The sequence below is a fragment of the Natrinema sp. LJW11 genome, assembly GCF_056135975.1.
On sequence record NZ_JBWBDM010000001.1, the window covers coordinates 852,187 to 873,464 of the forward strand.

Consider the following 21,278-nt stretch of genomic DNA (forward strand, 5'->3'; position numbering starts at 1 on the left):
CGCGGTCGCGCCCCTCTCCTCGCGGTCCGGTTCGATACGCGGCCCCTTCGAGGCGATCTCGGTTCTGCACGTACCAGCGTCCTCGTTCCCCTCGCCGCGCCGATAAGAGACCGGAATACATTTAGCGAGTATTGTGATTGAATAGCATATGTTAGATGGACGGACCGCGTACGTCACCGGCGCCAGTCAGGGAATCGGTCGCCGAATCGCGATCGAACTCGCGGAGCGCGGCGCATCGGTCGGCGTCGCTGCGCGAGGCGACGGCATCCACGACACTGCGGCGGAGATCGGCGATGCCCGAGCGCTCGCCGTAGAGACCGACGTCACGGAGGTCGATTCGATCGAACGCTCGCTCGAGCGAACGGCGGAGGAGTTCGACGGGATCGACTGCGTGGTCAACAACGCCGGTATTGGTGGTCCACACAAGACCGTCGAGGAGTTGCCCCTCGAGGAGTGGGAGCACACGCTGCGCGTCAACCTCACCGGCGCGTTTCTCGTCTGCAAGCACGCGCTGCCGTACCTCAAGGAAAGCGACCGGGCGAGTCTCGTCAACATCTCGTCGATCGCCGCGAAGGATCCGTATCCGACCCGGACGCCATACTCGGCGTCGAAAGCGGGGATGATCGGATTCGCGCGCGATCTCGCCTACGAGTGGGGGGAACACGACATCACCGTGAACACGGTCTGTCCGGGCGCGGTCGAGGGCGAACGCATCGAGCGAATGATCGAGAAGCAAGCGGAGAAACGCGGCGTCTCGTTCGATGAGGCCAAGCGACAGCGGATCACGGACAGACTCCCCCTCGACAGCATCGTCGATCCCGGCGACATCGGCGCGCTCGTGGCATTCCTGGCGAGTGAGCACGCGCGGAACATCACCGCACAGGACATCAACATCGATTCGGGCGCACGACAGGACTAACGGACGGATCCGTCGCGCCGGCCTCACTGAGCGACCGACCGCGTTTCGACGGCGACCGGGACGAAACCGACGCGACCGCGCGTCCGGTGGAGTCAGCTGTCGTCGCGATCGTACTCGGGGTTGCGCTTCTCGTCGAACGCGGCGATCGCCTCGTGATGCTCGACATCGTTGACGCGCTTCCACTGGTGCTCGATCGCGGCCGTGCAGTAGTCCTCGAACGACTGGCCCTAGTCGACGAGCCGGTTCGTGCGGCGAACTGCCGTCGCCGGGAAATCGAGAAGATCGGCGGCCAGCTCGTAAGCGCTGTCCACCGGCTCGTTAGCCGTTTCGACAGCCAGACCGAGTTCAACCGCATCCCTGGCTTCAATGTTCCCGGTGAGCAGATACTCCTTCGCCTTCGACTCGCCGATCAGTCGCGGCAGGAGCCACGCGCCGCCGTGGCCGGGAACGAGGCGACGCGGACGACCCCCTCCCGAAGGACGGGGTCTTCGCCGACGGTCCGAAGATCACATGCGAGCGAGACATCATAGTCCGCGCCGATCGCCGGTCCGTCAACGGCCGCAATCGAGATTCCGCGAGCGGGCTGCAGGCCGCACCGTAGCGACGCACATCGGGCCGTAACGGCGCCATTCACCGATACATATATGTATGATAATTCTCTTTAGTGTGGTATGGGTTATCAAAATGCAACCCGCCGGAAAGCACTGACAGCGATCGGAGCTGCCAGTACGTTTGGACTGGCGGGCTGTCTAGATTCGCTCAACGAACTGGGTGGCGGCGATAGCGACACGATTCAGATGCGGACCTCGACGGAAGATACAGCCGCCTATCAGCTCTCACAGGGGATCGCTGCCGTCGCCGACGAACACGGCGATTTCAGCGTCGACGCGCGACCGTCGGACGGCGCGTTACAGAGCATGCGGCTACTCGACAACGGCACCGCCGATATCGCGTACACTGACTCCCTCAACGCCTGGGAGATCGTCAACGAGGTCGGCGAGTACGAGGAGAACCCGCTCGAGAACGATATCCAATCGGTATTCTGGTACTACGACATTCAGGGCGGTCTCGCTGCCCGCGACCGAGACACCGCCGAGTCGGTGACCGACCTCCCCGGACTGTCGGTGAATCCGAATCCGGTGGGGACGGCGATGCGGACCCAGATGGAAGCGCAGCTCGAACACGCGATCAGCCTCGACGACTACGACGAGCTCGCGCTCAGCTACGGAGAGGAGGGCTCCGCGCTCAGCGAGGGAACGGCCGACGTGGTGAGCGACATCCGGATCAACGCGTCGCTGACGCCGAGCTACGTCGAGGAGCAGTACTCGATCAACGACGACGCGTGGCTGCTCACCTGGCCGGACGAGGTCATCGAATCGATCGAAGGCGACGAGCGACCGCTGACGGGCGGCTACATCAGCGCGGAGGACGCCCCTGGTCCGAACTACGGCGACCGCGACGAGGAGTACTGGACCTTCACGGTCTACAATACGTTTGTCAAGGCCGACATGGACGAAGACGTCGTCTACGACCTCCTCGAGTTGATCGTTGACAACCTCGACGAAGTAACCGAATACCACGCTCTCGCGGAAAGCTGGGAAGACACCGAAGCGCTCGCCGGACCGGCGGCGGACATTCCCGATGTCGATATGCACTCGGGTGCGCGGTCGTACTTCGAGGACCAGGGCGCGCTCTGATACGATCTACTGTAAGTCATTGCCGGTGGGACCGCGACCGCCCTGCGGTCCCACCGGTAAATCGTTACAGCAAACCGTATGAAAGGATAGGCAACCCCAGACCGAATCCGATCGACGGAGTCGTTTTCCGCAGGAAACACCGCTTCGGCTCGTCTCGCTCTTCGATCGACACGTGGGACATCGATCAGTTATTGCATGGTTCGCCACGCGCTATCGCATACCAATATTTACCTACCAGCGCCGAGTGGTTCGGCGCATGGCCGATTCGGAACCAGTGTACGTAGCGGGTGCGTACGAACACCCGACGAGAGAGGCACCCGACAAGTCGACGATGCAGCTACACGCCGAAGTCGCTCGCGGCGCGATCAACGACGCCGGCCTCGAGAAGGACAACGTCAACGGCTACTTCACCGCCGGAATGCCGTGGTACGATCGCGGGCTCACGCCGCTGATCATGGCCGACTATCTGGGTCTCGACGTGAGTTACGCGGAGACGACCGACTGGGGCGGCTCCTCTTACGTCGGCCACGTCGGACACGCGATGGACGCGATCCGCAGCGGCCGGTGCGACGTCGCGCTCATTACTCTCGCCGGGCGGCCGCGGACGGGCTCGAACGACGGCGGCGCCGAGTTCAACACTTATCAGGACGGGTTCGAAGTGACCTACGGCGCGACGACACTTTCGAAGTACGCCGTCGCCGCCCAGCGTCACATGCACGAGTACGGAACGACGCGGGAGCAACTCGCCGAGATCCGGGTCGCGGCGTCCCGGCACGCGCAGTACAACGAACACGCGCTTTTCCGGGATCCGGTAACGGTCGAGGACGTGATCGACTCGCGACCGGTCGCGGACCCGCTGCACCTGCTCGACTGCTGTGTCGTCACCGACGGGGGCGGAGCGCTGATCCTCGTCTCCGAGGACGTTCGCAGCAGCCTCGAGCGAGAATGCGTCGAGATTCTCGGCCACGGCGAGTCGATCGGGCATTTCGACGGCGGTCGACTCGACTTGACCCACACCGCCGCGCGGGAGTCGGGGCCTCGGGCGTTCGAGGAGGCGGGGATCAGTCCGGAGCACGTCGACTACGCATCGATCTACGATTCCTTCACCATCACCGTCCTTCAGACCCTCGAGGACCTGGGCTTCTGTGAGAAAGGCGAGGGTGGTGAGTTCGTCGAGGGCGGTACCTTACAGGCGCCCGACGGCGAGTTGCCATTCAACACGGACGGCGGCGGCCTCTGTTCGAACCATCCCGGGAATAGAGGCGGAATGACGAAGGTGATCGAAGCGGTCCGACAGCTCCGCGGCGAAGCCAACGAGGAGGTCCAGGTCGACGCTGACATCGCCATCGCACACGGGACCGGCGGCAGCCTCGGAACGAGACACGGCTCGATCACTGCGGTCCTCGGGAGGGAAGACCGATGATAGACCGTTGGGAACCGCGACCGGTACCAACGGTGACACCCGAGACTGAACCGTTCTGGTCGGCCGCCGCGGACGAACGGTTACTCGTCCGCGAGTGCCCCGATTGCGGGCTCGTCTACCACTATCCGAGCGCCCTCTGTCCGGACTGCTTCGCCGATGCGGAGTGGCGGGAAGCGTCCGGTCGCGGTGAGGTGTATTCGTACGCGATCCATCGTCACCTCGGCTACTGGCCGGAGGACGACCTCCCGGTCGTCTTCGCGTACGTAGAACTCGAGGAGGGTCCCCGCGTAGTCACGAACGTCGTCGACTGTCAACCTGAGGATGTCACGGTCGGCATGTCGGTGGAAGCCCAGTTCGTCCCGACCGGCGAGGACGAAATCGGAATCCCCGTTTTCGTCCCGTCAGAGCCGTAGCCGACTGGGAGCGTCCACCGGTATCACGACTCGGCGAACACGGACGGTCGACGCGGTGCGATCCATGCGGGAACCGGATGGCCCACATCCCGGAAACGTTGCTATCGGAGCAGTCGATATCGGAGTGATGCGCGGTTCGTCGCCGGCGAGACGCTGCACGTCAACGGCGGAGAACTAATGCGGCGAGGCCGGCTACTGATAGCCGTCCGGGAGTTTCTCTCGATAGGCAACGCGGTCGACCTTCCCGACGTCGGTCCGGGGGAACGAGTCGCAACGAACGACCCGCTTTGGAACCTTGTACTCCGCGAAGTTCCGCTCGGCGAACCTGAGGATCGCCTCCTCGAGTCGCGTCTCCGTTATCGTCTCGTCGGTCGGGATGACGTGGGCCTCGAGCACCGAACCGCGTCGCTCGTGGGGCGCACCGACGACGATCGCGTCGTCGACGGCGTCGTGCTCCGAGAGAACGACCTCGACCTCGCGGGGCGAGACGGTGTGGCCGGACACCTTGAGCGTGTCTTTCCGCCGCCCGAGAAAATAGAGGGATCCGTCGTCGGTCAGTCGCCCGACGTCGCCGGTATGGAGGAAGCCGTCAGATTCGAGGACGTCGTTCGTCGCGTCCGGTCGGTTCAGGTACCCCTCCATCGTCGAGGGCGATCGGAGGACGATCTCCCCCGGTTCACCGGCCGGGAGCGGTTCGTTCGTCTCGAAGTCGCGGATCTCGACCTCGACGCCGTAACACGGCTGGCCGACGAATCCCGGTTCGATCCGAGAGTCGCCGTACGTGTGCGTGTCCGTCGTGTGCGTTTCCGTGAGGCCGTAGCCCGACTCCTGGACGTAGGCGCCGGTCAGATCCTCCCACGCGTCGCTCAGTTCTCGCGTTAGCGTCGTGCCGAAGCTCGAACAGTTGGTGAACTCGCGTCGCTCCGACAGCGAGGTGAGGTCGTACCGCTGGACGTCGGGGTGGTCGACGATCTCCTGTATCGACGGCACCGCGAGCCACGTCGAGGTGACCTCGCGTTCGTCGATTGCCGACATCACCGCTTCGGGATCGTACCGGGCGAGGAGGACTACGTGACAGCCCGTCACTGCCAGGGCATCGCAGTACCGCTGTTTGCCCGCGACGTGGAACAGCGGCATCGTCCCGAGAAGGACGTCCGGCGACCCGTACCCGCGGACCTGTGCGGTCGTCGTCGCTTTGAACAGCAGGTTCCAGTGGGTGTGGACACACCCCTTCGGCAGTCCGGTCGTGCCGCCCGTGTACTGAAGCAGGGCCGTCTCGTCGAGCGCGATATCGGGCAGGTCGACCGAGCGCGTTTCCGCGAGCAGTTCCCGGAGGGGCGTCTCGTCGCCGACCGCCGCGTCGACCGTCGACTCGTCGGCGACGACCGATGGCAGGAGCGACGGGTCGGCGTTCCCGGTGAATTCACCGTACGCCGTGGCGACGATATCGGTGACGTCCGCCTCAGCGCTCGACTCACGTGCGACGTCGAGCGAATCGGTGTGGGTGACCAACACGTCAGTGCCGCTGTCGTCGAGCTGTCTGGCGACCGCGGGCGACTTGAACTGCGGGTTGATCGGCGTGACGGTCATCCCGGCCCGCTGGGCGCCGTAGTAGGCGACGAGAAACTGCGGCGAGTTCTGGAGGTAGATCCCGCAGACGTCCCCCCGGCCGTAGCCGCGTGCGCGCATCGATTTTGCGAACGTTCCGGCGAGGGAATCCACTTCGCGCCACGAGAGCGTCCGACCGTAGAACGTTACAGCCGGTTCCTCGGGGCGGTCCCGGGCGCGGACACGAACGTACTCGTGGATCGGCCGTCGGCCGGCGGGAAACGACAGCGTCCGCGGGAGGTCGTCGGGCCAGCCGTTCCGGGTCACCTCGAACGTTTCGTCCGGCGGCGGGACGTCGCTCATGCCTCGTCCTCCCGCCGATTCAACAGTTCGATCAGCTGTGCGACGGTCTCGGCGTCGTTTTCGCCGACGGTCGCGAGCAGTTCTCGAGCGCGGTCCTCGACCGCGTCGGCGGGCACGACGTCAGTCGCAAGCTCGAGCGACCGCATCCGTCGGGCGTCGATCTCTTCGCCGGTCAACAGCAGCTCGGCCGCCGGTTTCCGGCCAACGAGGTCGAGCAACTGGTCGGCGGCGCGCCGCGAGGCGATCCCGTATTTCACCTCAGGAATGACGACCGTCGCGTCGTCGCCGAGAACGACGAACTCGCAGGAGAGCGAGACGATCGCTGCCGCGCCAACCAGCGCGCCCTTGCCGGCGATCGCGACCGGGCCAGGATGAGTCTCGATCAGTCGATACACGTCCTGCAAGGTGGCGTCGAGCTCCGGATACTCCCCGTGGTAGTCGCCCGCGACGATCTCGGTGTCCATCCCCGCGGACGTCACGCGCCCCGATCCCGTGATCAGGACTCCGAGGCCCGCTTCGTCAGATATCTGGGTGAACACGTCGTGAAGTCCGTCGATCATCTCGGGCACCAACGCGTTGAGACTGTCCGGTCGATTCAACCGTATCTCGAGGTGGTCCGCCGAACGATCTAGTTCGACGAGATCAGTGTCAACAGTTGCCATGAGACTGGCGTTTGTCAGGCGGCCAATTACCTCTTTTGGTGCGCTCGGTCGATCTCGATAGCTGCGGAAACGGCGGGAGCGGGCCTGTGGGGTATCTGCCGTCCGGTTCGGTGGCATTAAGTACCGCGGCGTGAGGGTATCTACCAATGCCGCGTGAGGATATCCAACACGTCACGGTGCTCGGTTCGGGGAGTATGGGTCACGGAATCACGGAAGTCGCCGCCTTGGCCGGCTACGACGTCACGATGCGGGACATCGAGGAGGAGATCGTCGAGGAGGGGTATCGGAGCATCGAGTGGTCGCTCGAGAAACTCGCCGAGAGCGACGCGCTCGAGGAACCCGTCGACGAGATCACGGCTCGGATCGACACGGCGGTCGACCTCGAGGAGAGCGTCGCGGACGCCGATATCGTCATCGAGGCCGTTCCCGAGCAGATGAATCTGAAACGGGAGGTTTTCTCCGAGGTCGATCAGTACGCGCCTGAGGGGGCGGTTCTCGCGTCGAACACCTCGTCGCTTTCGATCACGGAAATCGCCGACGCGACGGATCGGCCGGCTGACGTCGTCGGCCTTCACTTCTTCAATCCGCCGGTGAAGATGGACCTCGTCGAAGTCATCTACGGTGAGGAGACGAGTGACGAGACGGCCGAACGAGCGTACGAGTTCGTCGAAGGCATCGGCAAGACGCCGATCTACGTGCGAAAAGACGTCCACCGGTTCGTCGTCAACAACGTTCTCGGCCCGTTCATCGACGAACCCCACTGGATGGTGTCGCAGGACGAGGCGACGATCCGCGAGGCCGACGCCGCCATGGTTCACCAGCGGGGGTACCCGATGGGGCCGTTCGAACTCGTCGACATGACCGGCATCGACGTCTCCTACCACGTTCGGCAGGCGGGCGACATCGAGGTCGCGCCCCTGATGGAAGAGAAAGTGGAGAACGACGAACTCGGCCGGAAGACCGGGACGGGTCACTACGAGTACGGGAACGGCGACGGTCCCGACTACGAGGAAGGCGACGGCGAGGACTTCGACACCCTGCGCGTCGACGCGATGATCGTCAACGAGGCCGCGCGCCTCATCGGCGACGGCGTCGCGACCGCCGACGCGGTCGACACCGGGATGCGACTCGGAACGGGGTTCCCCGAGGGACCGTGTACGTACGCCGACGAGACCGGGCTTGACGTAATCCTCGAAAAACTCGAGTCCCTGCACGACCGGTACGGCGCGGACAGGTACGAGCCAGCACCGTACCTCCGCGAACTCGTTTCGGAGGGCCGGACCGGTGAGGACGTCGGTGCGGGGTTCTACGAGTACTGACGACGTCGTCGACCACGGCCGAGTCCGTCGACCGAACCAGAATCACCGCTGACGCGGACTCACATCGAAGCACGGCCGTTCGGAGGGAACAGCCGAGCCGGAATGAAGACGTTCTGACGGGCGATTTGCACCCGCTAACCCGACCGAAACGGAGCGAGCTCGGCAAAACTGTTTTGGGCCCCCCACCCCATGGGGGAGTTACATGCAGCCGTTCGAAGAGATCGACGTCCTAGACCTGACCCAATCGATCGCCGGCCCCGTCTCGACGCAGTTCCTCGCGATGCTCGGGGCCAACGTCGTTAAAGTAGAACCACCGGAGGGCGATGCGTTCCGCGGCCTGCTCGACGGGGCGATGTTCGCGTCCGTCAACCTCGCCGGGAAGCGGAGCGTCTGTCTCGACATGAAGACCGACGAGGGGCAGGCTGCGGCGAGAGAGCTCGCTGACCAGGCAGACGTCGTCGTCGAAAGTTTCCGACCGGGTGTCGTCGAGAAGTTCGGGCTCGACTACGATTCGGTCTCGGAGACCAACGAGGACGTCGTCTACCTCTCTCTAACCGGGTTCGGACAAGAGGGTCCGTACACCGAATGGCCGGCGTACGATCCGATCATTCAGGCGATGAGCGGATTGATGTCCACCATCGGGTACAAGGACCGCCCACCGGTCCGAATCGGTGCGAGCGTGATCGACTGGGGGACCGGTACGACCGCGGCGTTCCTCCTCGCATCGGCGCTGCTCGAACACGAACAGACGGGCACCGGCGAGTACATCGACGTGAATCTGTTCGAAGTCGCGACCGCTTGGATGGGATACTGGATCGCACACTACACCGGCACCGGTGAGCTCCCGGAGCGGTCCGGGACGGGATTCGCCGGACTGGCGCCGAACGAAGTGTTCCACGCTGCGGACGACGACCCCTTCTATCTCAGCGTGGTCAACGACCACTTCTTCGAGCGGTTGTGCGACACCATCGATCGGGAGGATCTGATCACCGACGATCGGTTCCATACGAACGAGCAGCGGTGGGAAAACAGGGACGAGCTCCGCGAGATACTGAACGGCGAGTTCAGCGAGCACGATCGGAAGGACCTCTGCGAGCAACTAGCCGCCGCCGGTGTTCCGGCCGGGCCGCTCCAGCACTTCGACGAGGTCACCGAGGACCCCCACCTCGAGGCGCGGAACATGCTCACTGACTCGCACAACATCTACACGGACACGCCGGTTAAAACCGCGAACCCGCCGTTCTCGACGACCGACGGGCGGCCCGATCTCGGCGAGCGCCCGCCGGATCAGGGCGAACACACGCGCGCGGTCCTCGAGGAGCTCGGTTACTCCGACGACCAGATCGAGCGGATGATCGAGGTCGGTGCCGCGGGGCCGAGCGAGGAAAGTCAGTAATCGTCGATCCGAGGGCGTGGTCTCGGAGGGGAGTCAACTCGAATCAGCGCGGCAGAACTGCGCAAGGAACAGCAATCACCTCGTCACTCGGTCTCGGTTAGGACGCCGCGTTCGACGAGTCGCTGGATCTCGTCGTCGTCGTAGCCCCGCTCGCGGAGCACGTCGCGGTTGTGCTCGCCGAGAAACGGCGCGCGACTGCGGAGGGAGACATCAGACTCGGAGAGCGAGAGCGGCGTCGATGTCAGCGTCAGTTCTTCGTACCGCGGGTGGTCGATCTCCTCGAAGACCCCGAGATGTTCCATGTGCTCCATCTCCGCCGCTTCGGAGATCGTCTGGTATGGAGCGGCGGGAATTCCCATCTCATTGAGCGTATCGACCGCGTCTTCGACCGATTGCTTCCCGAGCCAATCCTCGAACTTCGATCGGAGGTGCTCGGCGTCTTCGACCCGCCCCTCGACGGTCTGATAGCGCTCCGCTTCGAGCAGTTCCGGCCGGTCGAGAAGTTCGCAGTACGCTCGCCAGATTCGGTCGGAGTACAACAGCAACGCGACGGAGACGTAGCCGTCGGCCGCTTCGGCCGCCCCGTAGAGCATGTCCGGTTGATAGTAGAGATTCCGTCCGCCCCGCTCCAACTCCTCGCCGAGGTTGTTGTAGAACTCGTAGGCTGCGTCGAGGTTGTGCGCGAGCGCCTCGAGCAGCGAAATTTCCACTTTCTGTCCACCCGACGAGTCGCGGTCGATGAGCGCTCCGAGCACGCTGATCGTCGCGCTGTACGCCGCGAAGTAGTCGGCGAGCGATGACTGCGATCGGATCGGCGGGCGGTCATCGTCGTAGCCCAGTAGGCTCGTGAAGCCAGACACATGCTGAGTCATCGCGTCCATTCCAGGTAATTCCGCCATCGGTCCTGACTGTCCGTATCCCGTGACGTGGACGTAGATGAGGTCCTCGTTGATATCGCGTAGCGTCTCGTAATCGACGCCAAGGCGCTCAGCGACACCCGGCGGCCAGTTTTGGATGAAGACATCGGTCCCCTCGACGAGGTCGTGAATGATTTCACCACCCTCATCAGACTTCAGATCGACCGAAAGGGCCCGCTTGTTCCGGTTGAACAGTTCGAACCCGGGGTTGTACGGTTCGCCATTGAGGGTCCGCCTATAACTGCGATACATCTCGCCGTTCGGCGGTTCGATCTTGACGACGTCTGCGCCCAGATCGGCGAGAAAGGTCGCACACAGTGGTCCTGCGATTACCTGTCCGCAGTCGATGACGGAAACGTCTGATAATGGCACATGCATACGATTAGCACGGTCGGTGATGTAGTTATCGACTCACCCGGTACCGTCCGAAATCGACGGCGAGTACCGAACCAGTGGCCGACTTGAGTTTCCCGGCAATCACCGAGTTTGCCGCGATCGATCGGTGACGGACCCGTACCGACGCCGGGTCGCAAAGTAACAGCGGCGTAATCGGTACGCCCGGGTATTAGTGCTTGACAACTCAGTCTTCGGTCGCCTTGTCGACCTCCATTCGACCGACGAATGTGGATCGCCGATAGGGCGAGCCAGTATCCGAGCGGCGTCCTCGCGAAGCGAGTCGACGAGAAGCGTGTCATCACGATCGTGGGAGGCAGAACGGCAGTCACACGCCTCTTGACCGCAATCGCCCGCTGTTCGTCGTTCTCGTCGCGTGCATCGTCCTCTTCGGTAGCGCCTCCGGTCTCCACTATAGCGTCTGGACGACGCTGCTTTTCCGTACTTACGACGATATCAGAACCGCGCTCAGGTGGCCGGATTGGGCTACTGACCTGATCACACTTTCGCCACGGGATTAGACGGATGCCGATACCACCACCGTTACCGATTCGCTAGCAACATCATCGACGCCTCAACGATCGCTGCGATACAACCGCCGAATTCGGTGTAATTGCCGGGAGTTAATGGGTCAGGTCATCTACAGCAGGCGCAGCGCAGTATTTAATAGACCTGTTCGTCCAATCGAAGGCCTTGCGTAATCTGCGAGAGAAGGCCGTCGGGTGTTGCTATTGCCGTTTTGATTCGTGTGATCCAAGACGCAACTACGTTAGACGAGGTCAGCGACCGCTTCCATTGTCGTCGCCTTCTGGGTCTCAGTCATCTCGTTAACAAAGCCGAGGCGAACAGCGTCGACGCCCTCAATGCTTGCGTACTCCTTGATCCACATCCGTACCTCCTCGGGCGTCCCTGCGGCCGCGAGTTCGTCCAGTAGTTCGTCGGGGAGGGCGGCGGCCATCGCGTCGGTATCGCGATCCTGCCACGCCTCTCGGACTTCCTCGACAATCTCGGGATAGCCCTGTTCGGCGACCGAATTGCCGTAATAGGGTCCGTAGGCACCTAGCATGAATGCGATGTTTGACCGTGCCTTCGATCGCGCGGTCTCGCGGTCCTCGCTGGCGATAGCGCGGACGATCGGGGCGACGCGCAAATCGTCGAGGCTCTTGTCAGCCAGTTCCGCGCCGCGCTCTAAGTCCTGGAGGCGCTCTCGGAGGCCGTCTTTCGTGAACATCTGTGGCGCCCAGCCGTCGCCGAAGCGGCCGGCCATCTCGGTCGCTTTGGGACCGAGCGTAGCGAGGTCAATTGGCGGTGGACTCTCGGGAGTCTGGCGATCGTAATTGAGCCCTTCGATGTCGAAAATCTCGCCCTCGTAAGCGGGATTGCCGTCCTCGTAAACCGAGCGAATGACCTCGATAGCCTCGCGGGTCCGCCGGAGCGGCCGGTCGAACTCGAGGCCGTGCCAGCGTTCGGTAATCGCAGGCGAACTCGGGCCGAGGCCGAAGCGGAACCGTCCGTCAGAAGCGTCGTGCAACGTTAGCGCCGTCTGTGCGAGCATCGCAGGCGAACGTCCGTACGGCGAGATGACGTCGTTCGAGATCCCCAGTTTGTCGGTCCGGTCAGCGGCTAGCGTCAGCGGCGGCACGATGTTCCAGCCGGTCGTCTCGCCGACCGAAATTCGGTCGAATCCTAACTCCTCAGCTTGGACAGCGCGCTCGGCGATGTCCTGCGGACGTTCGTAGTCGTAAAGTCGTACCAGTAGATCCAGTTTCGCGTTCATGAGTCTCTTCTCCGCGTCGGTAGCGTCGATTGATTGTCCGCCATCACCCGTTACCGCGTTACATGTTCACATAAAGTCAATCATTCTCGGCAGCCAGCGTTGATGTGGCAGTGTTCAGATATAGTTGAAGAAGTGAGGCGTACGGTTTTCAAAGCGATTTTTGTCCGGAAACGCACGTCTCTGACGTCCTGTTCTTCATTGATTCTGATCATTCACTAAACTATATCTATGACCATATATTCTCAATTTCAGGGCGCTCAAACGCGAGTGATAGTTATCTGCTCTCGAGCGTGTCTACAGCCTCGGCAGGCTCGACGTCGTGATCGCCGAGACGGTTCGCTGCGAATTGCCACGCCAGTGCGGCGAGTTCGGGATCGGTCTGCTTGTAATGGACGGAGAATTTGGTCAGTGAAACGGCAATCGGGAGGTCTCCCTGCTGGTCAATGAGAGGCACCACCGGCATTGGTTGCGGCTTTGCATATAGCCCATCACCGCCAGTGGCAGTCCGTGGTTCGTCGAGAGGAAGTAGTAGCGACAGGGTCATCTGGGGGATGACTACCTGCCGCACACCTGTATTCCAGAGTTATCTACAAAACAATAGCTCCAATACGCTTTGAAGCCTCGAGAAAACGCCGTCCAGAGGCCAGCGTTGAGCCCCATCCGATATCAATGGGTATCGACTTGGATGGGTCCGAAATCGGGTTTGGCAATCTGGGTATTGGCTTCACGTCGGGACGTGATTCGATCTCGGACAACGAGGGACCGTCTGTCTCGGGTCGGGCGGATTCTGTCGGGTAACGACTGAACCACCCGAACAGTCAAGCCCGAGCCAACACCTCGATCGCACTCCTTCGTGCTGGAAAAGCGAAGTAGGAGGGTGTCCAGAACCAACACTCGCAGCTTGAAGCAGTAGTTGACGGTCCCAGTCCCGAGGTGCGGGCAAACGTCTGTACGCTCGGTGCGAACGCCGATGTCCCGGCTTCAGTTGAGACACTCCGCGACCCTCGAATGAACGGTCTCAACGACACTGTCGGAGATCACGCGGCGAGTGCTCTTCAAGAGTTCTCGAGTGAATAGGGCAGGTCGCCATCAGAGCTAGTGCAAAAATAGATCTAGTGTGAGTTATCGGAGATGACCTACTCCACAATGCCGATGATCCATCGCCACCGCTGTTCGACGGTACCCTCGATATCTGCGAGCAACGCACGCGCCTTCGTAACGCGCTCGTCGACGGCGAGTTTCGGATAGAGACGCGCCGCCATCGTCGGAATGGCGTGGAAACGCCGAACGTCCTCAGCCGTCGTCGCAAAGCACCAAGTACCCGTGGTGACGGTAAACTCGTCGGCGAGCGCCGCCTCGACCGCATCGGCGCCCGTTGGCGACCGCGATTCCCGATCGAGGTCCGCGAAGACGTCTGTTCCGTCGGAATCGACCCAACCAAGCGGCGCAACGGCACCGACGACCCCGTCCGGACGCAGGACGCGTGCAGCCTCCCGCGCCGCGACTGCGGGGTCGGGGACGAGAAAGAGCGACGCGGTAAACGCGACGCCGTCGAACGAGTTGTCGACGAACGGCAGGTGATCGAAATCCGCCTCAATCCGCGGCGCAGCCTCGAGTTCGCGTAGCATCTCGCGGCTGATGTCCAGCGCGACCGTTCGCTGTACCCGCTCGGCGAAAACGTGCGTGCTCACGCCAGTGCCGGCACCGGCGTCTAAGACAGTGTTGACGGGGCCGTCCGCTCGAGCCAGCAATTCGGCGGCCAGCAGCTTGGCGAGTGCGGTGAACCGGCCGGTTCGCTGCTCGTAGGCGTCGTAGGCGGAGACGCTGTCGTCGAAGTTTGTCCGAACAACGGCTTTCATATGCTCCGATCGACCGACGACGGAATATGTATTCCCATCGGTCGAGCCCCTTGTGATAGGAGAGACGCGATAGTAGGCGTTAGAAATAACTTCTCATTTTGGGAGCAGACAGTCGATCAAGAGCGGTATCGATCGCTGTTGTCAGCCCAGAAAGCGAGTCGTAGAATCGGTTGGGACGTGTTGATTAAAGCCGTCTCCAGCACTCTTCGACCGGATTACGTTTCGGTGAATATGCTGGTAACGTGACGAGGGCGAGGTCGTCACGGGCCGCGAGGCCAATGACGGCCGATACCTAAAATATGACACTTCATCGAGCACGACGAGTAGATCCTCTTCATATTATTCAGAAAATATAGGAATGAAATGTTTCACGTGACCCGCGGTGACATACTCGGAGAATTGTGAGAAGAAGTACTCGCTATCTTTGGTAATCGATCCTAAGAGACACGTTCAGTCGCGTTGTCCGGACAAATTTCTTGGTTTGATCGATACAGACTACTGTGGGATCCATTTCCTGCCGCTTTTTTTCCAGTTCCTCGCGGAACGTTTCTTGTTCCTCAGCTTCAGATTCGGCGGCTGTACGGCGTGGTTTTTGGCAGGTCAATCCCGCTTCTTTGAGCAACCACCGGCAACTCGGGATTGAGTACTCGACACCATACGTCTCGTCAAGATACTGCTGGACGAGCGACGGCGTCCACGCCGGCGCGTCAAAGCCAACTTCATCGGGAGACTCGTGAACTGTTTTCTCGAACTCTTTTTGATATTTTCTGAAAATTTCGCGTTCTCCCAGATCGGTTAGTATCAGTAACGGCATGTACAAGCGACTCGTCAGTGTCGTGTCGCGTGAGCCAGCTATAGATTGTTCGTCGCTGAACGACGTACCACTCGGCTAGTTCAGTCTGTGTGAGGCCGTTTTTGTATGCTATTGCTGCTAATCGCCGTTGTGTCGGCTTTTTTCCTTCCACATTGTCGAGTGGATCTCGTAGTTCCTCGACAGGGATTTCGTCGAGATTATCCACTACATCCACGGCCCTATCTGAGTGGAAAGTTCTAACGGTTACTTGGCAGTCCAGGAAGTCTACATCGGAGAACAGGCACGCCCAGTCGAACCTTGCAAAGCCGGTCGCTCGGAACTCGGCTCGATCGCTCGTGCGTCAACTGTCGTCCCGTAGGTTCCCGCAGGCGGCGTATTATTGAATTGCGTCTCGAGACACGGGCGACGCTCCTGCGATGCCAGCCGATGAGTGCAGTTGTTGTCGGATGTTGCTCGTCGACGTAGTCGAATATCACTTCGAGTGTCTCTGCGTAACTCATCGCCCGCCGAATATTGGGACGATCGAACGGGCCATGCAGGTGCATCGATGGTTCAGAATGAGCATCGACGCGTTTCGATTCGCTATCGCGGGATATGGTCCATCGACTACAGTATCAGCACTGTCGGAGCCGAGTTGCCCACGCCCTCGAGAGGAGGTTCTTACGCGGGCATGTGAAGAATTTGATGAGTGCCCGGGGAGGGCTCCGAACCACGGAAAGACGAACGGGGTGAGTCTTTCCTGCCTTCACCTCGCTTCGCTCGGTGAAGACCACCGGGCTCGAAGCGAACCGGGCATGCTTCTCAGAGTTATCACTCGTCTTCGACTCGTGATTGTATCGAGAAGCATGCCCGGGGAGGGCTCCGAACCCTCGATCTCCGCATGTCCCAGGTTCGAGGCTCGGCAGTCCTCGAGGGACACGGAGGCTTCCAAGGCGAAACCGCACCGAATCTCTGAACCCTATGAGTGCGGCGCTATGTCCAGCTAAGCCACCCGGGCTCGATTACGAGTAGTGGGGTGCATTTCTTTAAGCTTTGTATTCGCAGCCGCCGTGCAACGTCGACCCACGGATTTATCATACGGTGTTACGAACGCCAGTGCATGAGCGTTCCCGGCATCGTCAACTCTACTCTCGATGGCGAAGAGATCGCAGCGCGCGTCTCTCTCGGCAGCGACGACGAGCTCTTCATCACGCCCACACGGACCATCGTCTACCGTGCAGACGGCCTTCTGAGCGACGAATCGGCCGACGAATACCCCCACGACGCCGACAGACTGACGCTCTCCGAAGGTCGTCGCAAGACGAAGTTCACGCTCGAGTACGCCCTCGACGGGGAACGGACGTTTTCGATTCCCTCGAGCGCCACCGACGACGTGTTGCATCCCGTCCTCGCCGGCGTGCTAAACGGAAACGGGATCACCGATCCGGGCGAAACGGTCGTCAAGACCTATCGGTTCAGTGAACTGACCCTGATCATCACGAGCGACCGACTCGTCAAACACATCGGCGGGCCGGTCTGGGACGGAGACTTCGAAGAGTACCACTTCGAGGACGTGACGCAACTGGCATTCGAAGACGGCAGCGTCGCCACCCAGATCGTCCTCACCGTCGACGGGCGACCCCAGCGGATCAAAGCCCCTAACGAGCAAGCGAACGATCTCCGGGAACGGCTGCAACGGGCCCTGTTCGACTACCACGACGTCGGTTCGCTCGAGGAACTCAACGAGGCGGTCGGCGGGGACGACGAGGACGAGACCAATCGCGGAGGATCGGTCGACTTCGGCGGTGGCGTCGACCCCCTCGACGCCGATCCGCCCGAACCGGACGATCACGACGCGACCGTCGAGGCCGCACGCGATGCCGCTGGGTCGGAGAGCACGGACCCGTTGGCCAGCGGCGAAACGGACGGCGTGGCGACAACCGAGTCGGAACGGCAGTCCAACGACAACGACGTCGGACAGTCCGCGTCGTCACAGGCGTCGGCAGCCGCGGATCGCGACCGTGATGAAGTGGGGACCGCTGAGACCGGCTCCCTCTTCGAAGCGAGCGACGACACCAATGCGTCGGCCGGTGCCGCCGATTCCACGGATCATGTCGACGTCGACACCCCCGGAGCCACGACCGGAGCCGACCCCGAACTCCTCGAGCGCCTCGACGCACTCGAGGTGGCGGTCGAGCGCCAGAGCGAGGTCATCGAGCAGCAGGGAGAGACGATCGAGCAGTTGATCGCTGAACTCCGGCAGGGCAGGTAGCGTCGCTTCCGCGCTCCACTGAACGCGAGGTCCGGGAACTGTGAAGTGATCCGGACGCAGTGGCCGATGATGCCCGGTTAGTCCTCGCGTCCGGTCACTTTTCGGATACACGAAGAGCCGAAGGGACCGAGTTCGCCCGCCTCGAGGTCGATGAAGTGGCCGGTCGACAGACCCGAGCCGCAGCGTCGGCAGGCGAACTCACCCTCTCTCGTGACGACGTCCCGTTCGAAGCGCACGTACTGCCGGCTCTTCGGGCGGACGATCCCGTCTTCGCGTTCGATGAGGCCGCGAAGCTCGGCTCGATCGAGTATCGTTCGGGTTACCGTCGGATCGCTCGTGACCGTCTCGAGGCGGTCGATCACTGCGGCCAGCGGAAGCGATTCGTGTTCGAGTCGGGCGAGCAACGCCAGTCCGAGTTCGACGCGGTGATCGTCCGCCTCGACACCGGATTCGCCGTCTCGTACGGTTCGGTCCCCGTCGCGATCCATCTATCTGTGGTGTCGGCTCGGGGCGAATAAACGTTGTTCCTCTCAAATCGAGGTTCGATCTGCAATAGCTATAGCTCGTAGCGGATAATATCGTCCGAATCGCATTCGGGACAGACTTCGGCATCCGCGCTCACATTTTTGCCACAGCGCCGGCATTCGAACAGGGTTTGTTCCCGGTTTCGATTGAAAATGTGTTTTAATTTTATCATAGAGATTCCGTCACGTTATTCGGATGCGATGGAGTCGTCGGTTGAACAGTCGGATCGGCTCCAATTATCGCGAGTACGGCCTTCGCCCGTACCCAACAGCGATCACAGAGAACGGTCATCGCAATACCGGAGTACGAACCGGAGGCGGAGCGGTCTTGACTCATTGAGTTGCTATTTAGGCAGGCGGCACGGCGTCGTTCAACTGGATTCGTCTGGAATCGGACGCGTGTGCTGGCAGTCGACTCGTGAGCGCGTGCGCCCGACCCCGAACCCATGCTCTTCAGGCCCTGTATTGTAGCGGTCCCCGTATATACGTGAGCCAACCGGAGTGAAAGTGGAATTCGGGAACGGCCGTTAGGAGTCAATCAGCTGTTTTCGGCTGTCTTGAGCTGCTTTCCTCACGGCACTCGAGATGGACGTGCTCGCGCTGCGGAGCCTCACGTGGTGAAGAATGCGGTCGTCGCGATACCCGACCCGCCACCGATACTCCGAATGGGACCCCGTACGGCTTGTCAGTCCTCTCGAGAAATCGATTCGTTTCGTGCGGTATCGACGATCGAAACCGGCCGCCTCCTCATCGGCGATCTTCGGTTCACGCCCTGGAGATCTCGAGTCTGCGGTCGTGCCACAGTCTAGTACCGACTGAAACGATTTACACCCTGATCGCACAGCGACCGTGCGCTCAGGTGTGCAGTGACGTTCGGTGGCTCCAATAGCAATTCGGACGCGGTCCCGGGCGTGATCAACTCGGTGCGTTCATCGCGGCTGGTCGAAGCTCCGCTGACAACAGTCGTCACCGAACGGGGAAGAGTTACAGACGGTAGTCGAGAACTCGGTTCCGGAAACGCGATCCATCCGACGGAACGGAGGACGTCCGTGGCTGCGTGAGCGAGTGACCGAGCGCGTGTTCCCGACGCTCTCTCCACTCGTTTGTTCTCGGAAACCTTATCTGACGACACACGGAAATTCCGATATGTACGATTTGACCGGCTTCCAGCGCGACCTGCTGTATACGATCGCTGGCCAAGACGACCCGCACGGCCTCGCGATCAAGGACGAACTCGAGGACTACTACGAGACGGAGATCCACCACGGACGGCTCTATCCGAACCTCGACGAAGTCGTCGACAAAGGTCTCGTCGAGAAAGGCGAACTCGACCAGCGAACGAATTACTACACGATCACGGCTCGCGGTCGGCGCGAACTCGAGGCTCGCCGAGAGTGGGAAGATCAGTACGTCGGCGAGTTGCTCTCCGAATCGGAGTGATGGAGACGATACCGGTACCAGTCGAATCCTCGACTGTCCGAAAGCGGTGAGCGACCCGCCGCTAACGGGACGGAACGTCCCAGATTCCCGTTCTGGCCGACTCGTCGTCCGCAGGTGAATAGTCACCGTCACGTTCGTACTCCTTTCAGCCCCTTCTCTGAACGGCGCTCTCGAATCCAGCGGACACGACTCGGAGAGAAGAGTGACTCCGACCGTTCCCACGGCCTGGGAATCCGCCGGTCGTTGATACCGTTGCTCCACCGCAATCCAAGAGAGGCAATCACACGGCCGGATGTACTCCGGCGGACACAGACCAATGAGTCAGACGATCGTCGGTACGGCTGACGGGGGATCGACCCGGAACGGTGAGCGCGAGACCGCTCCTGAGCGTCGGGAATCCGAGTGTCCGGAATGCGCAGGCTCGATCCACCGCGACGAGGAACGCGGCGAGCGAGCGTGTTCGGAGTGTGGCCTGGTTATCGAGACGGACGAGATCGATTACGGCCCCGAGTGGCGGGCGTTCGACGACGAGGGGGACCGGCGACGGGTCGGCGCGCCGGTGACGGCGCTTCGACACGACAAGGGCCTGAGTACGACCATCGGCTGGGAGGATCGGGACGCCTACGGCAACCAGCTCTCGGGGCGAAAGCGCGAACAGCTCCGGCGGCTGCGGACGTGGAACGAACGCTTCACATCGAAAAACGCCGCGGAACGCAACCTCAAACACGCGTTCGGCGAGATCGAGCGCATGGCGTCGGCGCTCGGGTTACCGAAGCCCTGTCGCGAAACGGCCGGCGTCCTCTATCGCCGCGCCGTCAAGGACGGACTGCTTCCGGGGCGATCGATCGAGGCGATGTCGACCGCGTGTCTGTACGCCGCCGCTCGGCGACACGGCACGCCGCGGACGCTGGTCGCGTTCGCCTCGGTGAGTCGCGTCGAAAAGCTCCCCGTCCAGCGAGCGTATCGCTATCTCTCGGACGAACTCGATCTGCAGATCGAACCCGCCGATCCGATCCACTACCTCCCGCAGTACGCGTCCGAACTCGAGATCAGCGACGACGCCGAACGGGTCGCCCGCGAGATCCTCGAGGCGGCCACGGAGCGGGACCTCCACAGCGGTCGAAGTCCGGCCGGGCTGGCTGCCGCGGCGATCTACGGTGCGGCGCGGCTGACGAACGAACGGATCACCCAGGAGACCGTCGGCGCCGAAACCGGCGTGAGCAAGGTCACGGTCCGAAACCGCTATCGGGAACTGCTGGACGCGTACGGGGAGGCCCGTGATCGATAGATGTTCGGACACCGACTCGAGCGCGAGATTCTCGACGCGCTCGCCGACGGGGAGCCGAGCTACGTCGTCGACCTCGCCGCGACGATAGACGAACACCCGGTCGCGGTCGAGCACGCCTGCGATCGCCTCCACGGGGACGGGGCGGTTCGGCCGATCGGCTGCCGGCGGTACGCGATCACCCCGTCGGGTCGCCGCCGACTCACCGACGCGAACCCGCTACCCGTCGACTCGGAGACGCCGACGGAGACGGAAGGTCGAACGTAGAATCAGTTACT

17 protein-coding genes, 1 tRNA gene and 2 pseudogenes are annotated in these 21,278 nt (G+C 62.0%); 11 read left to right on the top strand and 9 right to left on the bottom strand.

All coding sequences use genetic code 11. The annotated features are described in order from the left end of the window. The first annotated feature begins 148 nt into the window (after positions 1-148). From AC0QDI_RS04125 to AC0QDI_RS04145, 5 genes are all read left to right on the top strand, one after another. The gene (locus tag AC0QDI_RS04125) at positions 149-919 is read left to right on the top strand and encodes an SDR family NAD(P)-dependent oxidoreductase (protein WP_474665481.1); all 771 of its coding nucleotides are present in this window, start codon (positions 149-151) and stop codon (positions 917-919) included. An 86-nt stretch (positions 920-1,005) separates the two neighbouring features. Beyond that, the gene (locus tag AC0QDI_RS04130) at positions 1,006-1,449 is read left to right on the top strand and encodes a hypothetical protein (RefSeq protein ID WP_474665483.1); all 444 of its coding nucleotides are present in this window, start codon (positions 1,006-1,008) and stop codon (positions 1,447-1,449) included. Positions 1,450-1,590: 141 nt separating this feature from the next. Continuing rightward, on the top strand, positions 1,591-2,616 hold the full coding sequence (locus tag AC0QDI_RS04135) for a TAXI family TRAP transporter solute-binding subunit (RefSeq protein ID WP_474665485.1): 1,026 nt from the start codon (positions 1,591-1,593) through the stop codon (positions 2,614-2,616). Between the two features lie 256 nt (positions 2,617-2,872). After that, the gene (locus AC0QDI_RS04140; RefSeq protein ID WP_474665487.1) at positions 2,873-4,039 is read left to right on the top strand and encodes a thiolase domain-containing protein; all 1,167 of its coding nucleotides are present in this window, start codon (positions 2,873-2,875) and stop codon (positions 4,037-4,039) included. Between the two features lie 32 nt (positions 4,040-4,071). After that, positions 4,072-4,452 carry a Zn-ribbon domain-containing OB-fold protein gene (locus AC0QDI_RS04145; RefSeq protein ID WP_474665489.1) on the top strand — a complete coding sequence of 127 codons (381 nt, stop codon included), beginning with the start codon at positions 4,072-4,074 and terminating at the stop codon, positions 4,450-4,452. A 192-nt stretch (positions 4,453-4,644) separates the two neighbouring features. Here AC0QDI_RS04145 and AC0QDI_RS04150 read toward each other — a convergent pair whose 3' ends face one another. Together AC0QDI_RS04150 and AC0QDI_RS04155 are read right to left on the bottom strand one after the other, a co-directional pair. Next, entirely contained in the window at positions 4,645-6,363 is a 1,719-nt protein-coding gene (locus AC0QDI_RS04150; RefSeq protein ID WP_474665491.1) for an AMP-binding protein, read from the bottom strand. Next, on the bottom strand, positions 6,360-7,025 hold the full coding sequence (locus tag AC0QDI_RS04155) for an enoyl-CoA hydratase/isomerase family protein (protein ID WP_474665493.1): 666 nt from the start codon (positions 7,023-7,025) through the stop codon (positions 6,360-6,362). The genes AC0QDI_RS04150 and AC0QDI_RS04155 overlap by 4 nt, the downstream gene beginning before the upstream one ends. Before the next feature lie 146 nt (positions 7,026-7,171). Here AC0QDI_RS04155 and AC0QDI_RS04160 point away from each other — a divergent pair. Together AC0QDI_RS04160 and AC0QDI_RS04165 are read left to right on the top strand one after the other, a co-directional pair. Continuing rightward, positions 7,172-8,341: pseudogene (locus AC0QDI_RS04160) on the top strand (3-hydroxyacyl-CoA dehydrogenase); the annotation flags it as partial. A gap of 205 nt (positions 8,342-8,546) precedes the next feature. After that, on the top strand, positions 8,547-9,740 hold the full coding sequence (locus AC0QDI_RS04165; RefSeq protein WP_474665495.1) for a CaiB/BaiF CoA transferase family protein: 1,194 nt from the start codon (positions 8,547-8,549) through the stop codon (positions 9,738-9,740). A gap of 83 nt (positions 9,741-9,823) precedes the next feature. Here AC0QDI_RS04165 and AC0QDI_RS04170 read toward each other — a convergent pair whose 3' ends face one another. The 6 genes and pseudogenes from AC0QDI_RS04170 to AC0QDI_RS04195 all read right to left on the bottom strand — a co-directional run bounded on the left by AC0QDI_RS04170 (position 9,824) and on the right by AC0QDI_RS04195 (position 16,497). Beyond that, complete coding sequence (locus AC0QDI_RS04170) at positions 9,824-11,029, bottom strand: CaiB/BaiF CoA transferase family protein (protein ID WP_474665497.1); 1,206 nt, start codon at positions 11,027-11,029, stop codon at positions 9,824-9,826. Positions 11,030-11,819: 790 nt separating this feature from the next. After that, positions 11,820-12,827 (bottom strand): TIGR04024 family LLM class F420-dependent oxidoreductase, encoded by a 1,008-nt coding sequence (locus tag AC0QDI_RS04175; protein WP_474665499.1) that lies wholly within the window; start codon positions 12,825-12,827, stop codon positions 11,820-11,822. A 274-nt stretch (positions 12,828-13,101) separates the two neighbouring features. Continuing rightward, positions 13,102-13,395 carry a hypothetical protein gene (locus AC0QDI_RS04180; protein ID WP_474665501.1) on the bottom strand — a complete coding sequence of 98 codons (294 nt, stop codon included), beginning with the start codon at positions 13,393-13,395 and terminating at the stop codon, positions 13,102-13,104. Between the two features lie 568 nt (positions 13,396-13,963). Then, positions 13,964-14,686 carry a class I SAM-dependent methyltransferase gene (locus tag AC0QDI_RS04185; protein ID WP_474665503.1) on the bottom strand — a complete coding sequence of 241 codons (723 nt, stop codon included), beginning with the start codon at positions 14,684-14,686 and terminating at the stop codon, positions 13,964-13,966. Positions 14,687-14,765: 79 nt separating this feature from the next. Then, a pseudogene (locus AC0QDI_RS04190) lies at positions 14,766-15,705 on the bottom strand (IS630 family transposase). Positions 15,706-16,346: 641 nt separating this feature from the next. Further along, a tRNA-Met gene (locus AC0QDI_RS04195) sits at positions 16,347-16,497 on the bottom strand. Positions 16,498-16,599: 102 nt separating this feature from the next. On the opposite strand from AC0QDI_RS04195, the gene AC0QDI_RS04200 reads away from it, so the two are divergent. Beyond that, positions 16,600-17,751 carry a DUF7115 domain-containing protein gene (locus AC0QDI_RS04200; RefSeq protein ID WP_474665505.1) on the top strand — a complete coding sequence of 384 codons (1,152 nt, stop codon included), beginning with the start codon at positions 16,600-16,602 and terminating at the stop codon, positions 17,749-17,751. Between the two features lie 77 nt (positions 17,752-17,828). Here the strand turns inward: AC0QDI_RS04200 and AC0QDI_RS04205 are convergent, their stop codons facing one another. After that, positions 17,829-18,239 carry a DUF5830 family protein gene (locus tag AC0QDI_RS04205; RefSeq protein ID WP_474665507.1) on the bottom strand — a complete coding sequence of 137 codons (411 nt, stop codon included), beginning with the start codon at positions 18,237-18,239 and terminating at the stop codon, positions 17,829-17,831. A 1,182-nt stretch (positions 18,240-19,421) separates the two neighbouring features. Between AC0QDI_RS04205 and AC0QDI_RS04210 the strand changes: the two genes are divergently transcribed. From AC0QDI_RS04210 to AC0QDI_RS04220, 3 genes are all read left to right on the top strand, one after another. After that, positions 19,422-19,715 (top strand): PadR family transcriptional regulator, encoded by a 294-nt coding sequence (locus AC0QDI_RS04210; protein ID WP_474665509.1) that lies wholly within the window; start codon positions 19,422-19,424, stop codon positions 19,713-19,715. A gap of 316 nt (positions 19,716-20,031) precedes the next feature. Next, positions 20,032-21,003, top strand: coding sequence for a transcription initiation factor IIB (locus tag AC0QDI_RS04215; protein ID WP_474665511.1), 972 nt, complete (start codon positions 20,032-20,034; stop codon positions 21,001-21,003). Beyond that, positions 21,004-21,267: a MarR family transcriptional regulator gene (locus AC0QDI_RS04220; RefSeq protein ID WP_474665513.1), complete on the top strand. Its 264-nt coding sequence runs from the start codon at positions 21,004-21,006 to the stop codon at positions 21,265-21,267. The last annotated feature ends 11 nt before the right edge of the window (positions 21,268-21,278 follow it).